A 15,517-nucleotide genomic window follows, 5' to 3' on the forward strand; every position below is an offset into this window, starting at 1 on the left:
AGGGCGCGCTCCCCGAAAAAGCGCCCAGTGTACCGCAACCACTGGATTTGGCGCGGTGCGAAGGGCATTTCCAGGGCGACCGGTGGTGCTTATGCGTTTTTTTCCCGATTTAGAGCAATAAAGCTGACCAATTGGGTAGCTAGAGGCGGATATTTCCCCGTCTCTGTGCTAGTTTTGCCCGGTCTTACGCGTAGTCACTGCGTTAAGCGTGCATTCAGCATTTGTCAGGTCGAACCAAACCCTGATTTCGGAATCTATAACCCCGATCCCGTGGTTATTCAACCGAGGGTGCCAGATCCAGAAGATCGGGCTCGATGGCTGACACTGCACTCTGCAATCCATATGAATTTGATAGGGAAGGAACACTACATGGCTCTTACTAAAGACCAACTGATCGCCGACATCGCTGAAGCTATCGACGCGCCGAAAACTACCGCGCGTAACGCTCTGGACCAACTGGGCCAAATCGTTGCTGATCAGCTGGAAAACGGCGGCGAAATCACTCTGCCAGGTATCGGCAAACTGAAAGTGACTGAGCGTCCTGCCCGTACTGGCCGTAACCCTTCGACTGGCGCTGCCATCGAAATCGCTGCCAAGAAAGTGATCAAGCTGGTTGTGGCCAAAGGCCTGACCGACGCTGTTAACAAGTAAGACTTGTTAAAAAAAACCGTGCGCCGGAGCGATCCGGGCACGGTTTTTTTGTGTCCGCGATTTACCAGGCAGTGGCTCAGCTTTTCTGCGCCCAACGCTCGCGCCATACCTGCTGTTCGGAGGGGGTCTTGAAGGTCCAGGCGACGAATCGGCTCTGCTTCTGACCCTGGGACATTTCCACCACCTGGCTTTGCAGGGCACCGGCCTTCTTCAGGGCGGTCTGAATCGCCGGCAGGTTCGAGGCCTTGGACACCAGGGTGCTGAACCACAACACCTGCTGGCCTACTTGCGCGCTCTCGCTGATCAGTTGCGTGACGAACCGTGCCTCGCCGCCTTCGCACCACAATTCCGCCGCCTGACCGCCGAAATTCAGCACCGGCAGTTTGCGTTTCGGATCGGCCTTGCCCAACGCGCGCCATTTACGGCTGCTGCCCCGGGTGGCTTCCTCCAGCGAGGCGTGGAAGGGTGGGTTGCACATCGTCAGGTCAAAGCGCTCGGCGCTCTCCAGCAGACCCAGCAGAATATGCTTGCGGTTGCCCTGCTGGCGAACCTGGATGGCCTTGTTCAAGCCGTTGGACTGGATGATGGCCTTGGCGGCGGCAATGGCGGTGGCGTCGATCTCCGAGCCAAGGAACTGCCAGCGGTAGTCGCTGTGACCGATCAATGGGTACACGCAGTTCGCGCCCATGCCCACGTCCAGCACCTTCACGGCCGCACCGCGGGGGATGACGCCGTTATTGATGCTGGCCAACAGGTCTGCGAGAAAGTGCACATAGTCCGCACGACCCGGCACCGGCGGGCACAGGTAGTCTGCGGGAATGTCCCAGTGGGCGATGCCGTAGAACGCCTTGAGCAGCGCCCGGTTGAACACCCGCACCGCGTCCGGGCTGGCGAAGTCGATGCTTTCCTTGCCGTACGGGTTGATGATCACGAACTTCGCCAGCTCCGGCGTGCTCTTGATCAGTGCCGGGAAGTCGTAGCGACCCTGGTGGCGATTGCGCGGGTGCAGGCTGGCCTTTTCACGTGGCTCCACAGCCTTGGCCGGGGTCGCGGATTCGGGCTTCTTGCGCGCAGGTCTGGGTGTGCGGGGGGCGGTCATGGGTGTGATCGATTCGGGTATGGCTGAAAGTGGCGGGCATTGTCCCACATCCTGTCACAATCGGTGTGCCCCCTGTAGGAGCTGCCGCAGGCTGCGATCTTTTGATTTTGTTTTTAAAAGCAAGATCAAAAGATCGCAGCCTGCGGCAGCTCCTACAGGGGAGTTTTGGTGTTCAAGAAAAAAAGGGAGGCCACCAGGGCCTCCCTTTTTTATTGCGATCTGCCGTTACAGACTGGCAATCCGCGCATGTTGCTCCGCCAGCTTGCCCAGAGCCTGTTCGGCTTCGGCCAGTTTGGCGCGTTCTTTCTCGATGACTTCAGCGGGCGCCTTGTCAACGAAACCGGCGTTGGACAGCTTGCCGCCGACGCGCTGCACTTCGCCTTGCAGGCGCTGGATTTCCTTGTCCAGGCGCGCAAGCTCGGCACCCTTGTCGATCAGGCCGGCCATCGGTACCAGCACTTCCATCTCGCCAACCAGTGCGGTGGCGGACAGGGGGGCTTCTTCGCCAGCCGCCAGCACGGTAATCGATTCCAGACGCGCCAGCTTCTTCAGCAGCGCTTCGTTTTCGGTCAGGCGACGCTGATCTTCGGCGCTGACATTCTTCAGGAACAGCGGCAGCGGCTTGCCCGGACCAATGTTCATTTCGCCACGGATGTTACGGGTGCCGAGCATCAGGCCCTTGAGCCATTCGATGTCGTCTTCGGCGGCCTGGTCGATGCGTGCTTCATTGGCCACTGGCCAAGGTTGCAGCATGATCGTCTTGCCTTCGATACCGGCCAGCGGCGCGAGGCGCTGCCAGATTTCTTCGGTGATGAACGGCATGAACGGATGCGCCAGGCGCAGGGCCACTTCGAGCACGCGAACCAGGGTGCGACGGGTGCCGCGCTGGCGTTCGACCGGTGCGTTTTCGTCCCACAGCACAGGCTTGGACAGTTCCAGGTACCAGTCGCAATACTGGTTCCAGATGAACTCGTACAAGGCTTGCGCGGCCAGGTCGAAACGGAACTGGTCGAGCTGACGGGTCACTTCAGCTTCGGTGCGTTGCAGCTGCGAAATGATCCAGCGATCGGCCAGCGAGAGCTCGTAGGCTTCGCCGTTCTGACCGCAGTCTTCGCCTTTGTCCAGTACGTAGCGCGCGGCGTTCCAGATCTTGTTGCAGAAGTTGCGATAGCCTTCGACGCGGCCCATGTCGAACTTGATGTCGCGACCGGTGGATGCCAGCGAACAGAAGGTGAAGCGCAGGGCGTCGGTGCCATAGCTGGCGATGCCTTCGGCGAACTCTTCGCGGGTCTGCTTCTCGATCTTCTTCGCCAGTTTCGGCTGCATCATGCCGGAGGTGCGTTTCTGCACCAGCTCTTCCAGCTCGATACCGTCGATGATGTCCAGCGGGTCAAGGACGTTGCCCTTGGACTTGGACATCTTCTGGCCCTGGCCATCGCGCACCAGGCCGTGCACGTACACGGTCTTGAACGGTACCTGAGGTGTGCCGTCTTCGTTCTTCACCAAGTGCATGGTGAGCATGATCATCCGGGCAACCCAGAAGAAAATGATGTCGAAGCCGGTGACCAACACGTCGGTGGAGTGGAATTTCTTCAGGAACTCGGTCTGTTCCGGCCAGCCGAGGGTGGAGAAGGTCCACAGGCCCGAGCTGAACCAGGTGTCGAGTACGTCGTTGTCCTGTTGCAGCGCGATGTCCGGGCCGAGGTTGTGCTTGGCGCGCACTTCGGCTTCGTCGCGACCGACGTAGACTTTGCCCGACTCGTCATACCAGGCCGGAATCCGGTGGCCCCACCACAGTTGGCGGCTGATGCACCAGTCCTGGATGTCGCGCATCCACGAGAAGTACATGTTTTCGTATTGTTTCGGCACGAACTGGATGCGGCCGTCTTCAACAGCGGCGATCGCAGGTTCGGCCAGCGGCTTGGTGGACACATACCACTGGTCGGTCAGCCACGGCTCGATGATGGTACCGGAGCGGTCGCCTTTCGGCACTTTCAGGGCGTGATCGTCGACGCTGACCAGCAGGCCTGCGGCTTCGAAGGCTGCAACGATCTGCTTGCGCGCTTCGAAGCGGTCCAGGCCGGCATATTCCGCCGGGATCTTGCCGTCGATCGTTTCGTTCAGGGTGCCATCGAGGTTGAATGCCTGCACGGCTGGCAGCACGTGGGCGTTCTTGTCGAAGATGTTCAGCAGCGGCAGGTTGTGGCGCTTGCCGACTTCGTAGTCGTTGAAATCGTGGGCCGGGGTGATTTTCACGCAACCGGTGCCGAATTCAGGGTCGCAGTAATCGTCGGCGATGATCGGGATGCGGCGGCCGACCAGCGGCAGCTCGACGAATTTGCCGATCAGGGCTTTGTAGCGTTCATCGTTCGGGTTAACCGCGACGGCGGAGTCGCCGAGCATGGTTTCCGGACGAGTCGTCGCGACGATCAGGAAATCGTTGCCTTCAGCGGTCTTGGCGCCGTCGGCCAGCGGGTATTTCAGGTTCCACAGGAAACCTTTCTCGTCGTGGTTTTCCACTTCAAGGTCGGAAATCGCCGTGTGCAGCTTGGTGTCCCAGTTGACCAGGCGCTTGCCGCGGTAGATCAGGCCGTCTTCGTGCAGGCGCACGAACGCTTCTTTAACGGCTTCAGAGAGGCCGTCGTCCATGGTGAAGCGCTCGCGGCTCCAGTCCACGGAAGAGCCGAGGCGACGGATCTGACGGCTGATGTTGCCGCCGGACTGATCCTTCCATTCCCAGACTTTCTCGAGGAATTTCTCGCGGCCCAGGTCGTGGCGATTCTGGCCCTGGGCTTCGAGTTGACGCTCCACCAGCATTTGCGTGGCGATACCGGCGTGGTCGGTGCCCGGTTGCCACAGGGTGTTGCGACCCTGCATGCGGCGGAAACGGATCAGGGCGTCCATGATCGCGTTGTTGAAGCCGTGACCCATGTGCAGGCTGCCGGTGACGTTCGGCGGCGGGATCATGATGGTGTAGGACTCGCCCGCGCCTTGCGGGGCGAAGTAATTCTCTGACTCCCAGGTGTTGTACCAGGAAGTTTCAATGGCGTGCGGCTGGTAGGTCTTATCCATGCGCGGCGGGACCCTATTGGCATTTGTTCAGGAAAAGCCGGCAAGTATAGCGGGGCATGGGGCGCAGGGCGAGCGAGTGCGGACAGGGCGCCTTATCAAAGGCGCGACAAGATCAAATGTGGGAGCGGGCTTGCTCGCGAATGCGGTCGTACATTCAATATTGATGCTGACTGACACGACGCCTTCGCGAGCAAGCCCGCTCCCACAAGGGGATCTGTGTATGGCTCAGTCGTTGTACTGACTGAGGAGCCGTTCCATTCGCGCGCTGAGGCGGCGTTTGATTTCGGTTTCGATGTGCGGCGCGAAGTCGTCGATCACGTCTTGCATGATCAATTGCGCGGCGGCGCGCAATTCGCTGTCGAGATACAGCAGGGCGTCGGCGCTTTTACTGGCCGTCGGTGCCGGATCAGCGGCGGGTTTGGGGGCGGGTGGTTCGACGACCGGCGCAGGCTCGCTGACGGTGTCGAACAGCATCGGAATCTGTTCCTGGTCACCTTCTTCGACCGTATCGGTCAGCAGCGGTGGTTGCAGGTTGTCATCGCCGAGCAGTTGGCGGATCGACTCGAGGTCGTCCAGCAGGTGCGCGGATTGTTGCAGCGGTTTTGGAGTGTCCATCGGAATGCTCAGAGTCGCTGTAAACGGTGATCTTGCAGAGGATAGCCCTGTTCGCGGTAGAAACGGAAACTCTCCCGCGCAGCAGCCTTGATCGTCGGATCCTCCACCACCACTTCCGCCACTCTGGCGAACTTGCTGGCGAAGGCCGGGACTTTCAGGTCGAGATTGACCAGCAAATCCTGATGCTGACCGCAGTCTTCGCCCAATCCCAGGACAATCAAGCCGTCTGGTTCGCTGTCGGCAGGGCCGTGGGGCACGAAGCTTTCGCCCTTGAACGCCCACAGCCGCGCATCGAGATCATCGCGCTGGGTCGCATCGCTGCAATGCAGGTAGATGCGGTGGCCCATGCGCCAGGCTTTCTCGGTGAGCTTGCAGGCAAAGTCCAGGCGTGCCGAAGGATCGGCGCTGGGCAGGATATAAAAGTCGACTTTGGTCATTGCGGTTCCTGAGCCGGGGTGGCGTCACTGGCAGGCAACGCCACCCGGGATCATTGGTTTCAGGCTTTGGCGCGGTCCAGCAGGTACTGGGTCAGCAACGGAACCGGACGACCAGTGGCGCCCTTGTCCTTGCCGCCGCTGGTCCAGGCTGTGCCGGCGATGTCCAGGTGCGCCCAGTTCAGGTTCTTGGTGAAGCGCGACAGGAAGCAGGCCGCCGTGATGGTGCCGGCTTTCGGGCCACCGATGTTGGCGATGTCGGCGAACGGGCTGTCCAGCTGTTCCTGGTACTCATCGAACAGCGGCAGTTGCCAGGCGCGGTCGTCGGCAGCCTTGCCGGCGCTCAGCAGTTGGCCGATCAGTTCGTCGTTGTTGCCCAAAAGGCCCGAGGTGTGGGAACCCAGTGCAACCACGCAGGCACCGGTCAGGGTGGCGATATCGATCACCGCTTGCGGCTTGAAGCGCTCGGAGTAGGTCAGGGCGTCGCACAGCACCAGGCGGCCTTCGGCGTCGGTGTTGAGGATTTCCACGGTCTGGCCGCTCATGGTGGTGACGATGTCGCCCGGACGCGAAGCGTTGCCGCTCGGCATGTTCTCGGCGCAAGCCAGGATGCACACCAGGTTGATCGGCAGCTTCAGTTCGAGCACGGCACGCAGGGTGCCGAACACGCTGGCGGCGCCGCCCATGTCGTACTTCATTTCATCCATGCCGGCACCCGGCTTGAGGCTGATGCCGCCGGTGTCGAAGGTGATGCCCTTGCCGACCAGGGCGTAAGGCTTCTCGGACTTCTTGCCGCCGTTGTATTGCATGACGATCAGGCGCGGAGGCTGGGCGCTGCCCTGGCCGACCGCGTAGAACGAGCCCATGCCCAGGGCCTTGATCTTCTTCTCGTCGAGGACTTCGACTTTCAGGTCCTTGAACTCTTTGCCCAGGCTCTTGGCCTGCTCGCCGAGGAAAGTCGGGTGGCAGATGTTCGGCGGCAGGTTGCCCAGGTTGCGGGTGAAAGCCATGCCGTTGGCGATCGCGGTGGCGTGGTTCACGGCGCGTTGCACTTCAGCCTCGGCGGCCTTGATGGTCACCAGGGTGACTTTTTTCAGGGCGCGTGGCTCGGCTTTCTGGCTCTTGAACTGGTCGAACTGGTATTCGCCGTCCACCAGGGTTTCGGCCAGCAGGCGGGTCTTGCCATAGCTGTCACGGCCCTTGACCACGATTTCATCCAGTGCCAGCACGGCATCGCTGCCACCCAGGCCCTTGAGGGTGTAGAGGATGCCGGCAATGATCTTGCGGAACGGGCGGTCGCCCAGTTCTTCATCCTTGCCCACGCCGACCAGCAATACGCGTTCGGCTTTCAGGTTCGGCAGGCTGTGCAGCAACAGGCTCTGGCCAACCTTGCCGGCCAGGTCGCCGCGCTTGAGCACGGCACTGATGGCGCCGGCGCTGAGTTCGTCGAGCTGTTTGGCAACAGCGCCGAGCTTGCGGCCTTCGCCGACGGCGACCACCAGCGTGGCGGTTTTCAACGTTTGCGGGTTGACGCTTTTTACAACCAGTTCCATGTCCGGGTCCCTGAATTGATGGTCGATACGCAAGCGCTGGACAAGGTGCGGGCAGCGCTTGCTTATAAAGAGAGAGGCGCCAGGATCGACCGGCGACGAAGGCGGCAGTTTGAACCTCGCCGGCGGGGCCTGACAACCCTGTGTTGTACGATCTTCACGGTTTCGTCGGCCACTGTAGGAGCGAGCTTGCTCGCGAAAAACCTGAGAGCGCCACGGGGTGTCAGGCTTCACGCGTTATCGTTGACGACCATCGCGAGCGAGCTCGCTCCTACATACCTGCCCGCGCATTGCGCAGTGACAGGCGCACCCAATCACAGGATAATGCGCCATCTTTTTTCAGCAGTTCTGCAATGCGGGCTGTCTGATGTGTTTGCTTGTTTGGCCGCCTTAGCCTGACAACCCTGGAGTGTCTGGTTTGATTGTCTTCCGTTATCTATCCCGCGAAGTCCTGTTGACCTTGAGCGCCGTCAGTGCGGTGTTGCTGGTCATCATCATGAGTGGACGCTTCATCAAGTACCTCGCGCAGGCCGCTTCGGGTCAACTGGATCCGGGCTCGCTGTTCCTCATCATGGGCTTTCGCCTGCCAGGGTTCCTGCAGCTGATCCTGCCGCTGGGCCTGTTTCTCGGGATCCTGCTGGCCTATGGCCGCCTGTACCTTGAAAGCGAGATGACCGTGCTGTCGGCCACGGGCATGAGCCAGCAACGCCTGTTTCGCATGACCCTGTTCCCGGCGACCCTGGTTGCCCTGGTCGTTGCCTGGTTGAGCCTGAGCCTGGCGCCCCAGGGTGCCAATCAGTTCCAGTTGCTGCTGAACAAGCAGGATGCCCTGACCGAGTTCGACACCCTCGAGCCAGGCCGCTTCCAGGCCCTGCGCGACGGTACGCGGGTGACCTATACCGAGCAGTTGACAGACGACCGCATCAACCTGGCGGGGGTCTTCATTTCGCAAAAGAACATCAGTTCCGACAAGAAGGATCGCGGGATCTCCGTACTGGTGGCTGAAAAAGGCCGGCAGGAAATCCGCCCCGACGGCAACCGCTACCTGATCCTCGACAACGGCTACCGCTATGACGGTAACCCGGGGCAGGCTGATTACCGGGCGATCAAGTACGACGAATACGGCGTGCTGCTGCCCAAGCCGGACGTCAGCGACGAAGTGACCGACCGTGACGCCATGACCACGGGCTCCTTGCTGGGCAGCGACGACATCCGTTCCCGCACCGAGCTGCAATGGCGCCTGTCCCTGCCGTTGCTGGTGTTCATCGTTACCTTGATGGCGGTGCCGTTGTCGCGAGTCAATCCGCGCCAGGGCCGTTTCCTCAAGCTGTTGCCGGCGATCCTTCTTTATATGGCTTACCTGACCATCCTGATTGCCGCGCGCGGCGCCCTCGAAAAGGGCAAGATCCCGCCGGCGCTGGGCTTGTGGTGGGTGCACGGGATATTCCTGGTCATCGGCCTGGGCCTGCTCTACTGGGAACCCTTGCAATTGAAGCGGGCGAGTCGTCGCAGCGCGCGGGAGGTGGCCCGTGGTTAAGCTCGATCGCTACATCGGTAGCAGCGTATTCGTGGCGATCCTGGCGGTACTGGGGATCATTCTCGGCCTGGCCACGCTGTTCGCGTTCATCGACGAGATGGGCGACGCCAGCGATACCTACACCCTGCTCGATGTCCTGAGCTACGTGTTGCTGACGGCGCCACGCCGGCTCTACGACATGCTGCCGATGGCAGCCCTGATCGGTTGCCTGATCGGTCTCGGCAGCCTGGCCAGCAACAGCGAGCTGACCATCATGCGTGCGGCCGGTGTGTCCATCGGGCGCATCGTCTGGGCGGTCATGAAGCCGATGCTGGTGCTGATGGTGGTGGGGGTGCTGATCGGCGAATACGTGGCGCCGGCGACCGAAAGCACCGCCCAGGCCAACCGCTCGCTGGCCCAGGGCAGTGGCGACGCGCAAAGTGCCAAGCACGGCCTGTGGCATCGCCAGGGTGACGAGTTCATCCACGTCAACTCCGTGCAACCCAATGGCCTGCTGTATGGCGTGACCCGCTATCACTTCGACAAGGAACGCCACATGTTGTCGGCGAGCTTCGCCAAGCGCGCGGAGTTCGACAAGGATCACTGGCAGTTGTCCGATGTCACCACCACGGTATTCCACGAGAAGAGCACCGAAGTGGTCACCTCTCCGGTCGAGCGCTGGGAAGTGGCGTTGAGCCCGCAACTGTTGAGTACGGTGGTGATGGCGCCGGAATCGCTGTCGATCTCGGGGCTTTGGGGCTATATCCACTATCTGGCGGACCAGGGGCTGAACAACGGCCGATACTGGCTGGCATTTTGGGTCAAGGTGTTGCAGCCCCTGGTCACCGCGGCCCTGGTGCTGATGGCGATCTCCTTCATCTTCGGTCCGCTGCGCTCTGTGACCCTTGGTCAGCGGGTGTTCACTGGCGTACTGGTGGGCTTCACCTTCCGTATTGCCCAGGATTTGCTCGGGCCTTCGAGCCTGGTGTTCGGTTTTTCGCCACTGTTCGCGGTGCTCGTGCCCGCCAGTGTCTGTGCCCTGGCCGGGCTCTGGTTGTTGCGTCGCGCCGGTTGATGGCGGCCTGTTCCGCGCTGCGCCGATGATGAAAAACGCCCCTGTCACCAGACCGGGGCGTTTTTGTACGGGCCGTCTGGCCTGCAAACGTGACGCTTGCGCCGTGGATCAGGTACAATTCCCGGCTATTTTTCGGCGGGCTATGCCTGCAGCCTTTTTGAGTGTTGATCCGTGAGTGATTTGAGTCATATCCGCAATTTCTCCATCATCGCCCACATTGACCATGGCAAGTCGACGCTGGCCGATCGCTTCATCCAGATGTGCGGCGGCCTGGCCGAGCGTGAAATGGAAGCCCAGGTACTGGATTCCATGGATCTTGAGCGTGAGCGCGGGATCACCATCAAGGCGCACAGCGTTACGCTGTATTACAAGGCTCGCGATGGCGTCACCTACCAGCTGAACTTCATCGATACCCCCGGCCACGTTGACTTCACCTATGAGGTGAGCCGTTCGCTGGCCGCCTGTGAAGGCGCGCTGCTGGTGGTCGATGCCGGTCAGGGCGTCGAGGCACAGTCGGTTGCCAACTGCTACACGGCGATCGAACAGGGCCTGGAAGTGATGCCGGTGCTGAACAAGATCGACCTGCCACAGGCCGATCCGGACCGCGTCAAAGAAGAAATCGAAAAAATCATCGGCATCGATGCCACCGACGCGGTCACTTGCAGTGCCAAGACCGGCCTGGGCGTCGATGAAGTGCTGGAGCGCCTGGTCACCACCATTCCTGCGCCAACCGGCAACATCGAAGATCCGCTGCAGGCGTTGATCATCGACTCCTGGTTCGACAACTACCTGGGCGTCGTGTCCCTGGTGCGCGTGCGCCACGGTCGCGTGAAGAAGGGCGACAAGATCCTGGTCAAGTCCACCGGCAAGATCCACCTGGTGGACAGCGTGGGCGTGTTCAACCCGAAACACACCGCTACCGTCGACCTGAAGGCCGGTGAAGTGGGCTTCATCATTGCCGGTATCAAGGACATTCACGGTGCACCGGTGGGTGACACCCTGACCTTGAGCTCGACACCGGACGTCGATGTGCTGCCAGGTTTCAAGCGCATTCAGCCGCAGGTCTATGCCGGTCTGTTCCCGGTCAGCTCCGACGACTTCGAAGACTTCCGTGAAGCCCTGCAAAAGCTCACCCTGAACGACTCGTCGCTGCAGTACACCCCGGAAAGCTCCGACGCCCTGGGCTTCGGCTTCCGTTGCGGGTTCCTCGGCATGCTGCACATGGAAATCATCCAGGAGCGCCTGGAGCGCGAGTACGACCTGGACCTGATCACCACGGCGCCGACGGTAATCTTCGAGCTGCTGCTCAAGACCGGTGAGACGATCTACGTCGATAACCCGTCTAAATTGCCGGATCTGTCTTCGATCGAAGACATGCGCGAGCCGATCGTGCGCGCCAATATCCTTGTGCCGCAAGAGCACCTGGGTAACGTCATTACCCTGTGTATTGAAAAACGTGGCGTGCAGGTCGACATGCTGTTCCTCGGCTCCCAGGTCCAGGTGACCTACGACTTGCCGATGAACGAAGTGGTGCTGGACTTCTTCGATCGCCTGAAATCCACCAGTCGCGGCTATGCTTCGCTGGATTACCATTTCGATCGTTACCAATCGGCTAGTCTGGTGAAACTGGACGTGCTGATCAACGGCGACAAGGTCGACGCCCTGGCGCTGATCGTGCACCGTGACAATGCGCACTACAAAGGTCGCCAGTTGACCGAGAAGATGAAAGAACTGATTCCGCGGCAGATGTTCGACGTGGCAATCCAGGCCGCCATTGGCGGGCAGATTGTGGCGCGTACAACCGTCAAGGCGCTCAGAAAGAACGTATTGGCCAAATGCTACGGCGGTGACGTCAGCCGTAAGAAAAAGCTGCTGGAAAAGCAAAAGGCCGGTAAGAAACGCATGAAGCAGGTCGGCAACGTGGAAATTCCACAAGAAGCCTTCCTTGCCGTGCTCAGGTTGGATAGTTAGGTCCTATGTCACTAAATTTCCCGCTGTTGCTGGTCATCGCCGTGTTCGTCTGCGGCCTGTTGGCGTTGCTCGATCTGTTGATCCTGGCACCGCGTCGGCGTGCCGCCATCGCTTCCTATCAGGGCAGCGTCAGCCAGCCTGACGGGGTGGTGGTCGAGAAGCTGAGCAAGGAACCGCTGCTGGTTGAATACGGCAAGTCGTTCTTCCCGGTGTTGTTCATCGTGCTGGTGCTGCGTTCGTTCCTGGTGGAACCGTTCCAGATCCCGTCCGGCTCGATGAAACCGACCCTGGACGTCGGCGACTTCATCCTGGTGAGCAAGTTTTCCTACGGGATCCGCTTGCCGGTGATCGACAAGAAAGTCATCGAAGTCGGTGAGCCACAGCGTGGCGATGTGATGGTGTTCCGCTACCCGAGCGATCCGAACGTCAACTACATCAAGCGTGTTGTGGGGCTGCCGGGCGACACGGTGCGGTACACCGCGGACAAGCGTCTGTTCGTCAACGGCGAGTCGATTGCCGAAAAGCTGGTCGGCTCCGAGCCGGGCACGCTGGGCAGCGCCGAGCTCTACAAGGAAAAACTCGGTGTCGCCGAGCACCTGATCCGCAAGGAAATGAGCCGCTACCGCGCAACGCCGGACCGTACCTGGACCGTGCCAGCCGGGCACTACTTCATGATGGGCGACAACCGCGACAACTCCAACGACAGTCGCTACTGGGATGATCCAGCCATTCCCAAGGATCTGCTGGGCATGGTTCCCGACAAGAATATCGTCGGCAAGGCCTTCGCAGTCTGGATGAGCTGGCCGGAACCCAAACTCAGTCACCTGCCGAATTTCTCGCGGGTTGGCCTGATCCAGTAATCAAACACGGCGCTGTTGAACACAGCGCCGAATGCATTTCTGGAGTCGGTACAATCGGCGACAGTTGCATGAAAACAACGATATTCAGGACGTTATTTTTGAACACAGCGTTAATTGTCCCAAGCCTGCGCCGACTCACGGCGATGGCGGTGGAATCCAACCACGAACTCAGCGTGGGTAAACCGTGAGCGTCTCCTTAAGCCGTCTCGAGCGTCAGCTCGGCTACACCTTCAAGGATCAGGAACTGATGGTCCTGGCCCTGACTCACCGCAGTTTTGCCGGGCGTAACAACGAGCGCCTGGAATTCCTCGGTGATGCCATCCTCAACTTCGTCGCCGGCGAGGCCTTGTTCGATCGCTTCCCGCTGGCCCGCGAAGGCCAGCTGTCGCGTTTGCGCGCACGCCTGGTCAAAGGTGAGACCCTGGCCGTACTGGCCCGTGGTTTCGACCTGGGCGAATACCTGCGCCTGGGCTCCGGTGAATTGAAAAGCGGCGGTTTCCGTCGCGAGTCGATCCTGGCCGATGCCCTGGAAGCGCTGATTGGTGCGATCTACCTGGACGCTGGCATGGAAGTGGCACGCGAGCGCGTGCTGGCCTGGCTGGCCGGAGAGTTCGAAGGCCTGACGCTGGTCGACACCAACAAAGATCCAAAGACCCGCCTGCAGGAATTCCTGCAGTCCCGTGGTTGCGAGCTGCCGCGTTACGAAGTGGTGGATATCCAGGGTGAACCGCATTGCCGGACGTTCTTCGTCGAATGTGAAATCATCCTATTGAATGAAAAAAGCCGAGGTCAGGGTGTGAGCCGTCGTATTGCCGAACAGGTAGCGGCCGCCGCAGCACTGATTGCCCTGGGTGTGGAGAATGGCAATGACTGATACAAACGCAACACGCTGTGGCTATGTTGCCATCGTCGGCCGTCCGAACGTGGGCAAGTCCACGTTGCTCAACCACATCCTCGGCCAGAAGCTGGCGATCACCTCGCGCAAGCCGCAAACCACCCGTCACAACATGCTCGGCATCAAGACCGAGGGCGATGTGCAGGCGATCTACGTCGACACCCCTGGTATGCACAAGGGTGGCGAGAAGGCCTTGAACCGCTACATGAACAAGACCGCTTCGGCGGCGTTGAAAGACGTCGACGTGGTGATCTTCGTGGTCGATCGCACCAAGTGGACCGACGAAGACCAGATGGTCCTCGAGCGCGTCCAGTACGTGACCGGCCCGCTGATCGTGGCACTGAACAAGACTGATCGCATCGAAGACAAGGCCGAGCTGATGCCGCACCTGAGCTGGTTGCAGGAGCAGCTGCCGAACGCGCAGATCATCCCGATTTCCGCGCAGCACGGGCACAACCTCGACGCGCTGGAAAAGGTCATCGCTGATCATCTGCCGGAAAACGATCACTTCTTCCCGGAAGACCAGATCACCGACCGCAGCAGCCGTTTCCTCGCCGCCGAGCTGGTACGCGAGAAAATCATGCGCCAGCTGGGCGCCGAGCTGCCGTACCAGATCACCGTTGAAATCGAAGAGTTCAAGCAGCAGGGCAAGACCCTGCACATCCATGCCCTGATCCTCGTCGAGCGTGATGGCCAGAAGAAGATCATCATTGGCGACAAGGGCGAGCGCATCAAGCGCATCGGCACCGAAGCGCGCAAGGATATGGAGCTGTTGTTCGACTCCAAGATCATGCTCAACCTGTGGGTGAAGGTGAAGGGTGGCTGGTCCGATGACGAGCGCGCCTTGCGTTCGCTGGGTTACGGCGACCTGTAACTGGGGCTTCAGATACACAGCAAAACCCTGTGGGAGCGGGCTTGCTCGCGAAGAGGATGTAACATTCAGCATTGATGTTGACTGTTACACCGCTTTCGCGAGCAAGCCCGCTCCCACATTGGTTTTGGGTTGCTTGTAAAACTGCGTTTATTCATTGAGAGCTCTGATCTCCATGTCCCAACCCATCCCCCAACCCGCCTACGTCCTCCACTCCCGCGCCTACCGCGAAAGCAGCGCCCTGGTGGACTTCCTCACGCCGCAAGGTCGGCTGCGGGCGGTATTGCGCAGTGCGCGGGGCAAGGCCGGGACGTTGGCGCGCCCGTTCGTGCCGTTGGAGGTCGAGTTTCGCGGGCGGGGCGAGCTGAAGAACGTCGGGCGCATGGAGAGTGCCGGCATCGCCACCTGGCTCAACGGCGAGGCGCTGTTCAGCGGGCTTTATCTCAATGAGCTGTTGATTCGCCTGCTACCCGCCGAAGACCCTTTCCCTGCGGTGTTCGATCACTACGCGGCGACTTTGCTCGCCCTGGCCGAAGGTCGAGCGCTGGAGCCGTTGCTGCGTTCGTTCGAATGGCGTTTGCTGGATGACCTGGGCTACGGCTTTTCATTGATAACCGATATCCACGACCAACCCGTTGCGCCAGACGGCCTCTATCGTTTGCAGGTGGATGCGGGCCTGGAGCGGGTCTATCTGCTGCAGCCCGGGCTGTTCAATGGCACGGAGCTGCTGGCCATGGCTGAAGCTGACTGGAGCGCACCGGGTGCGTTGTCGGCGGCCAAGCGTTTGATGCGCCAGGCACTGGCCGTTCACCTGGGTGGCCGGCCTCTGGTCAGTCGCGAGCTGTTTCGCAAGCCGTAGTCTCCCCGTATGCTGTGCACCGAACTTTTTCTGATTCTGGAGCGCTTCC

The 15,517-nt window shown here is 60.5% G+C and carries 13 protein-coding genes; 8 read left to right on the forward strand and 5 right to left on the reverse strand.

Features of this window, described 5'->3' with window-relative positions; translation table 11 throughout:
• Positions 1-369 precede the first annotated feature (369 nt).
• Positions 370-651, forward strand: coding sequence for an HU family DNA-binding protein (locus tag NPS56_RS08695; protein ID WP_007905514.1), 282 nt, complete (start codon positions 370-372; stop codon positions 649-651).
• A 76-nt stretch (positions 652-727) separates the two neighbouring features.
• On the opposite strand, the gene rlmF is transcribed toward NPS56_RS08695, so the two are convergent.
• From rlmF to NPS56_RS08720, 5 genes are all read right to left on the reverse strand, one after another.
• Positions 728-1,750: a 23S rRNA (adenine(1618)-N(6))-methyltransferase RlmF gene (rlmF, locus tag NPS56_RS08700; RefSeq protein ID WP_274074295.1), complete on the reverse strand. Its 1,023-nt coding sequence runs from the start codon at positions 1,748-1,750 to the stop codon at positions 728-730.
• Positions 1,751-1,975: 225 nt separating this feature from the next.
• Entirely contained in the window at positions 1,976-4,822 is a 2,847-nt protein-coding gene (locus NPS56_RS08705) for a valine--tRNA ligase (protein ID WP_274074296.1), read from the reverse strand.
• Positions 4,823-5,047: 225 nt separating this feature from the next.
• The gene (locus NPS56_RS08710; RefSeq protein ID WP_274074297.1) at positions 5,048-5,437 is read right to left on the reverse strand and encodes a DNA polymerase III subunit chi; all 390 of its coding nucleotides are present in this window, start codon (positions 5,435-5,437) and stop codon (positions 5,048-5,050) included.
• An 8-nt stretch (positions 5,438-5,445) separates the two neighbouring features.
• On the reverse strand, positions 5,446-5,874 hold the full coding sequence (locus NPS56_RS08715) for a DNA polymerase III subunit chi (protein WP_274074298.1): 429 nt from the start codon (positions 5,872-5,874) through the stop codon (positions 5,446-5,448).
• Between the two features lie 59 nt (positions 5,875-5,933).
• The gene (locus tag NPS56_RS08720; protein ID WP_274074299.1) at positions 5,934-7,424 is read right to left on the reverse strand and encodes a leucyl aminopeptidase; all 1,491 of its coding nucleotides are present in this window, start codon (positions 7,422-7,424) and stop codon (positions 5,934-5,936) included.
• 415 nt (positions 7,425-7,839) lie between these two features.
• Between NPS56_RS08720 and lptF the strand changes: the two genes are divergently transcribed.
• From lptF to recO, 7 genes are all read left to right on the forward strand, one after another.
• Entirely contained in the window at positions 7,840-8,958 is a 1,119-nt protein-coding gene (lptF, locus tag NPS56_RS08725) for an LPS export ABC transporter permease LptF (protein WP_274074300.1), read from the forward strand.
• Positions 8,951-10,012 carry an LPS export ABC transporter permease LptG gene (gene lptG / locus NPS56_RS08730; RefSeq protein ID WP_274074301.1) on the forward strand — a complete coding sequence of 354 codons (1,062 nt, stop codon included), beginning with the start codon at positions 8,951-8,953 and terminating at the stop codon, positions 10,010-10,012. The genes lptF and lptG overlap by 8 nt, the downstream gene beginning before the upstream one ends.
• A 171-nt stretch (positions 10,013-10,183) precedes the next feature.
• Positions 10,184-11,983, forward strand: coding sequence for a translation elongation factor 4 (gene lepA / locus NPS56_RS08735; protein WP_046818874.1), 1,800 nt, complete (start codon positions 10,184-10,186; stop codon positions 11,981-11,983).
• Between the two features lie 5 nt (positions 11,984-11,988).
• Positions 11,989-12,843, forward strand: coding sequence for a signal peptidase I (gene lepB, locus NPS56_RS08740; RefSeq protein WP_180205237.1), 855 nt, complete (start codon positions 11,989-11,991; stop codon positions 12,841-12,843).
• Between the two features lie 184 nt (positions 12,844-13,027).
• On the forward strand, positions 13,028-13,717 hold the full coding sequence (gene rnc, locus NPS56_RS08745) for a ribonuclease III (protein WP_018927089.1): 690 nt from the start codon (positions 13,028-13,030) through the stop codon (positions 13,715-13,717).
• Complete coding sequence (gene era / locus NPS56_RS08750; RefSeq protein WP_020799458.1) at positions 13,710-14,612, forward strand: GTPase Era; 903 nt, start codon at positions 13,710-13,712, stop codon at positions 14,610-14,612. Before rnc ends, era begins: the two co-directional genes overlap by 8 nt.
• Positions 14,613-14,784: 172 nt before the next feature.
• Positions 14,785-15,468, forward strand: coding sequence for a DNA repair protein RecO (recO, locus tag NPS56_RS08755; RefSeq protein WP_408598671.1), 684 nt, complete (start codon positions 14,785-14,787; stop codon positions 15,466-15,468).
• Positions 15,469-15,517: the final 49 nt, after the last annotated feature.

It is taken from the genome of Pseudomonas putida (assembly GCF_028682635.1).
GTDB lineage: Bacteria > Pseudomonadota > Gammaproteobacteria > Pseudomonadales > Pseudomonadaceae > Aquipseudomonas > Aquipseudomonas putida_AE.

Excerpts from the sequence above, each read along its gene's own strand:
- NPS56_RS08695 (WP_007905514.1), top strand. The coding sequence starts at position 370 with ATGGCTCTTACTAAAGACCAACTGATCGCCGACATCGCTGAAGCTATC.
- NPS56_RS08715 (WP_274074298.1), bottom strand. The coding sequence starts at position 5,874 with ATGACCAAAGTCGACTTTTATATCCTGCCCAGCGCCGATCCTTCGGCA.
- NPS56_RS08705 (WP_274074296.1), bottom strand. The coding sequence starts at position 4,822 with ATGGATAAGACCTACCAGCCGCACGCCATTGAAACTTCCTGGTACAAC.
- lepB (WP_180205237.1), top strand. The coding sequence starts at position 11,989 with ATGTCACTAAATTTCCCGCTGTTGCTGGTCATCGCCGTGTTCGTCTGC.
- recO (WP_408598671.1), top strand. The coding sequence starts at position 14,785 with ATGTCCCAACCCATCCCCCAACCCGCCTACGTCCTCCACTCCCGCGCC.
- era (WP_020799458.1), top strand. The coding sequence starts at position 13,710 with ATGACTGATACAAACGCAACACGCTGTGGCTATGTTGCCATCGTCGGC.
- NPS56_RS08710 (WP_274074297.1), bottom strand. The coding sequence starts at position 5,437 with ATGGACACTCCAAAACCGCTGCAACAATCCGCGCACCTGCTGGACGAC.
- rlmF (WP_274074295.1), bottom strand. The coding sequence starts at position 1,750 with ATGACCGCCCCCCGCACACCCAGACCTGCGCGCAAGAAGCCCGAATCC.
- NPS56_RS08720 (WP_274074299.1), bottom strand. The coding sequence starts at position 7,424 with ATGGAACTGGTTGTAAAAAGCGTCAACCCGCAAACGTTGAAAACCGCC.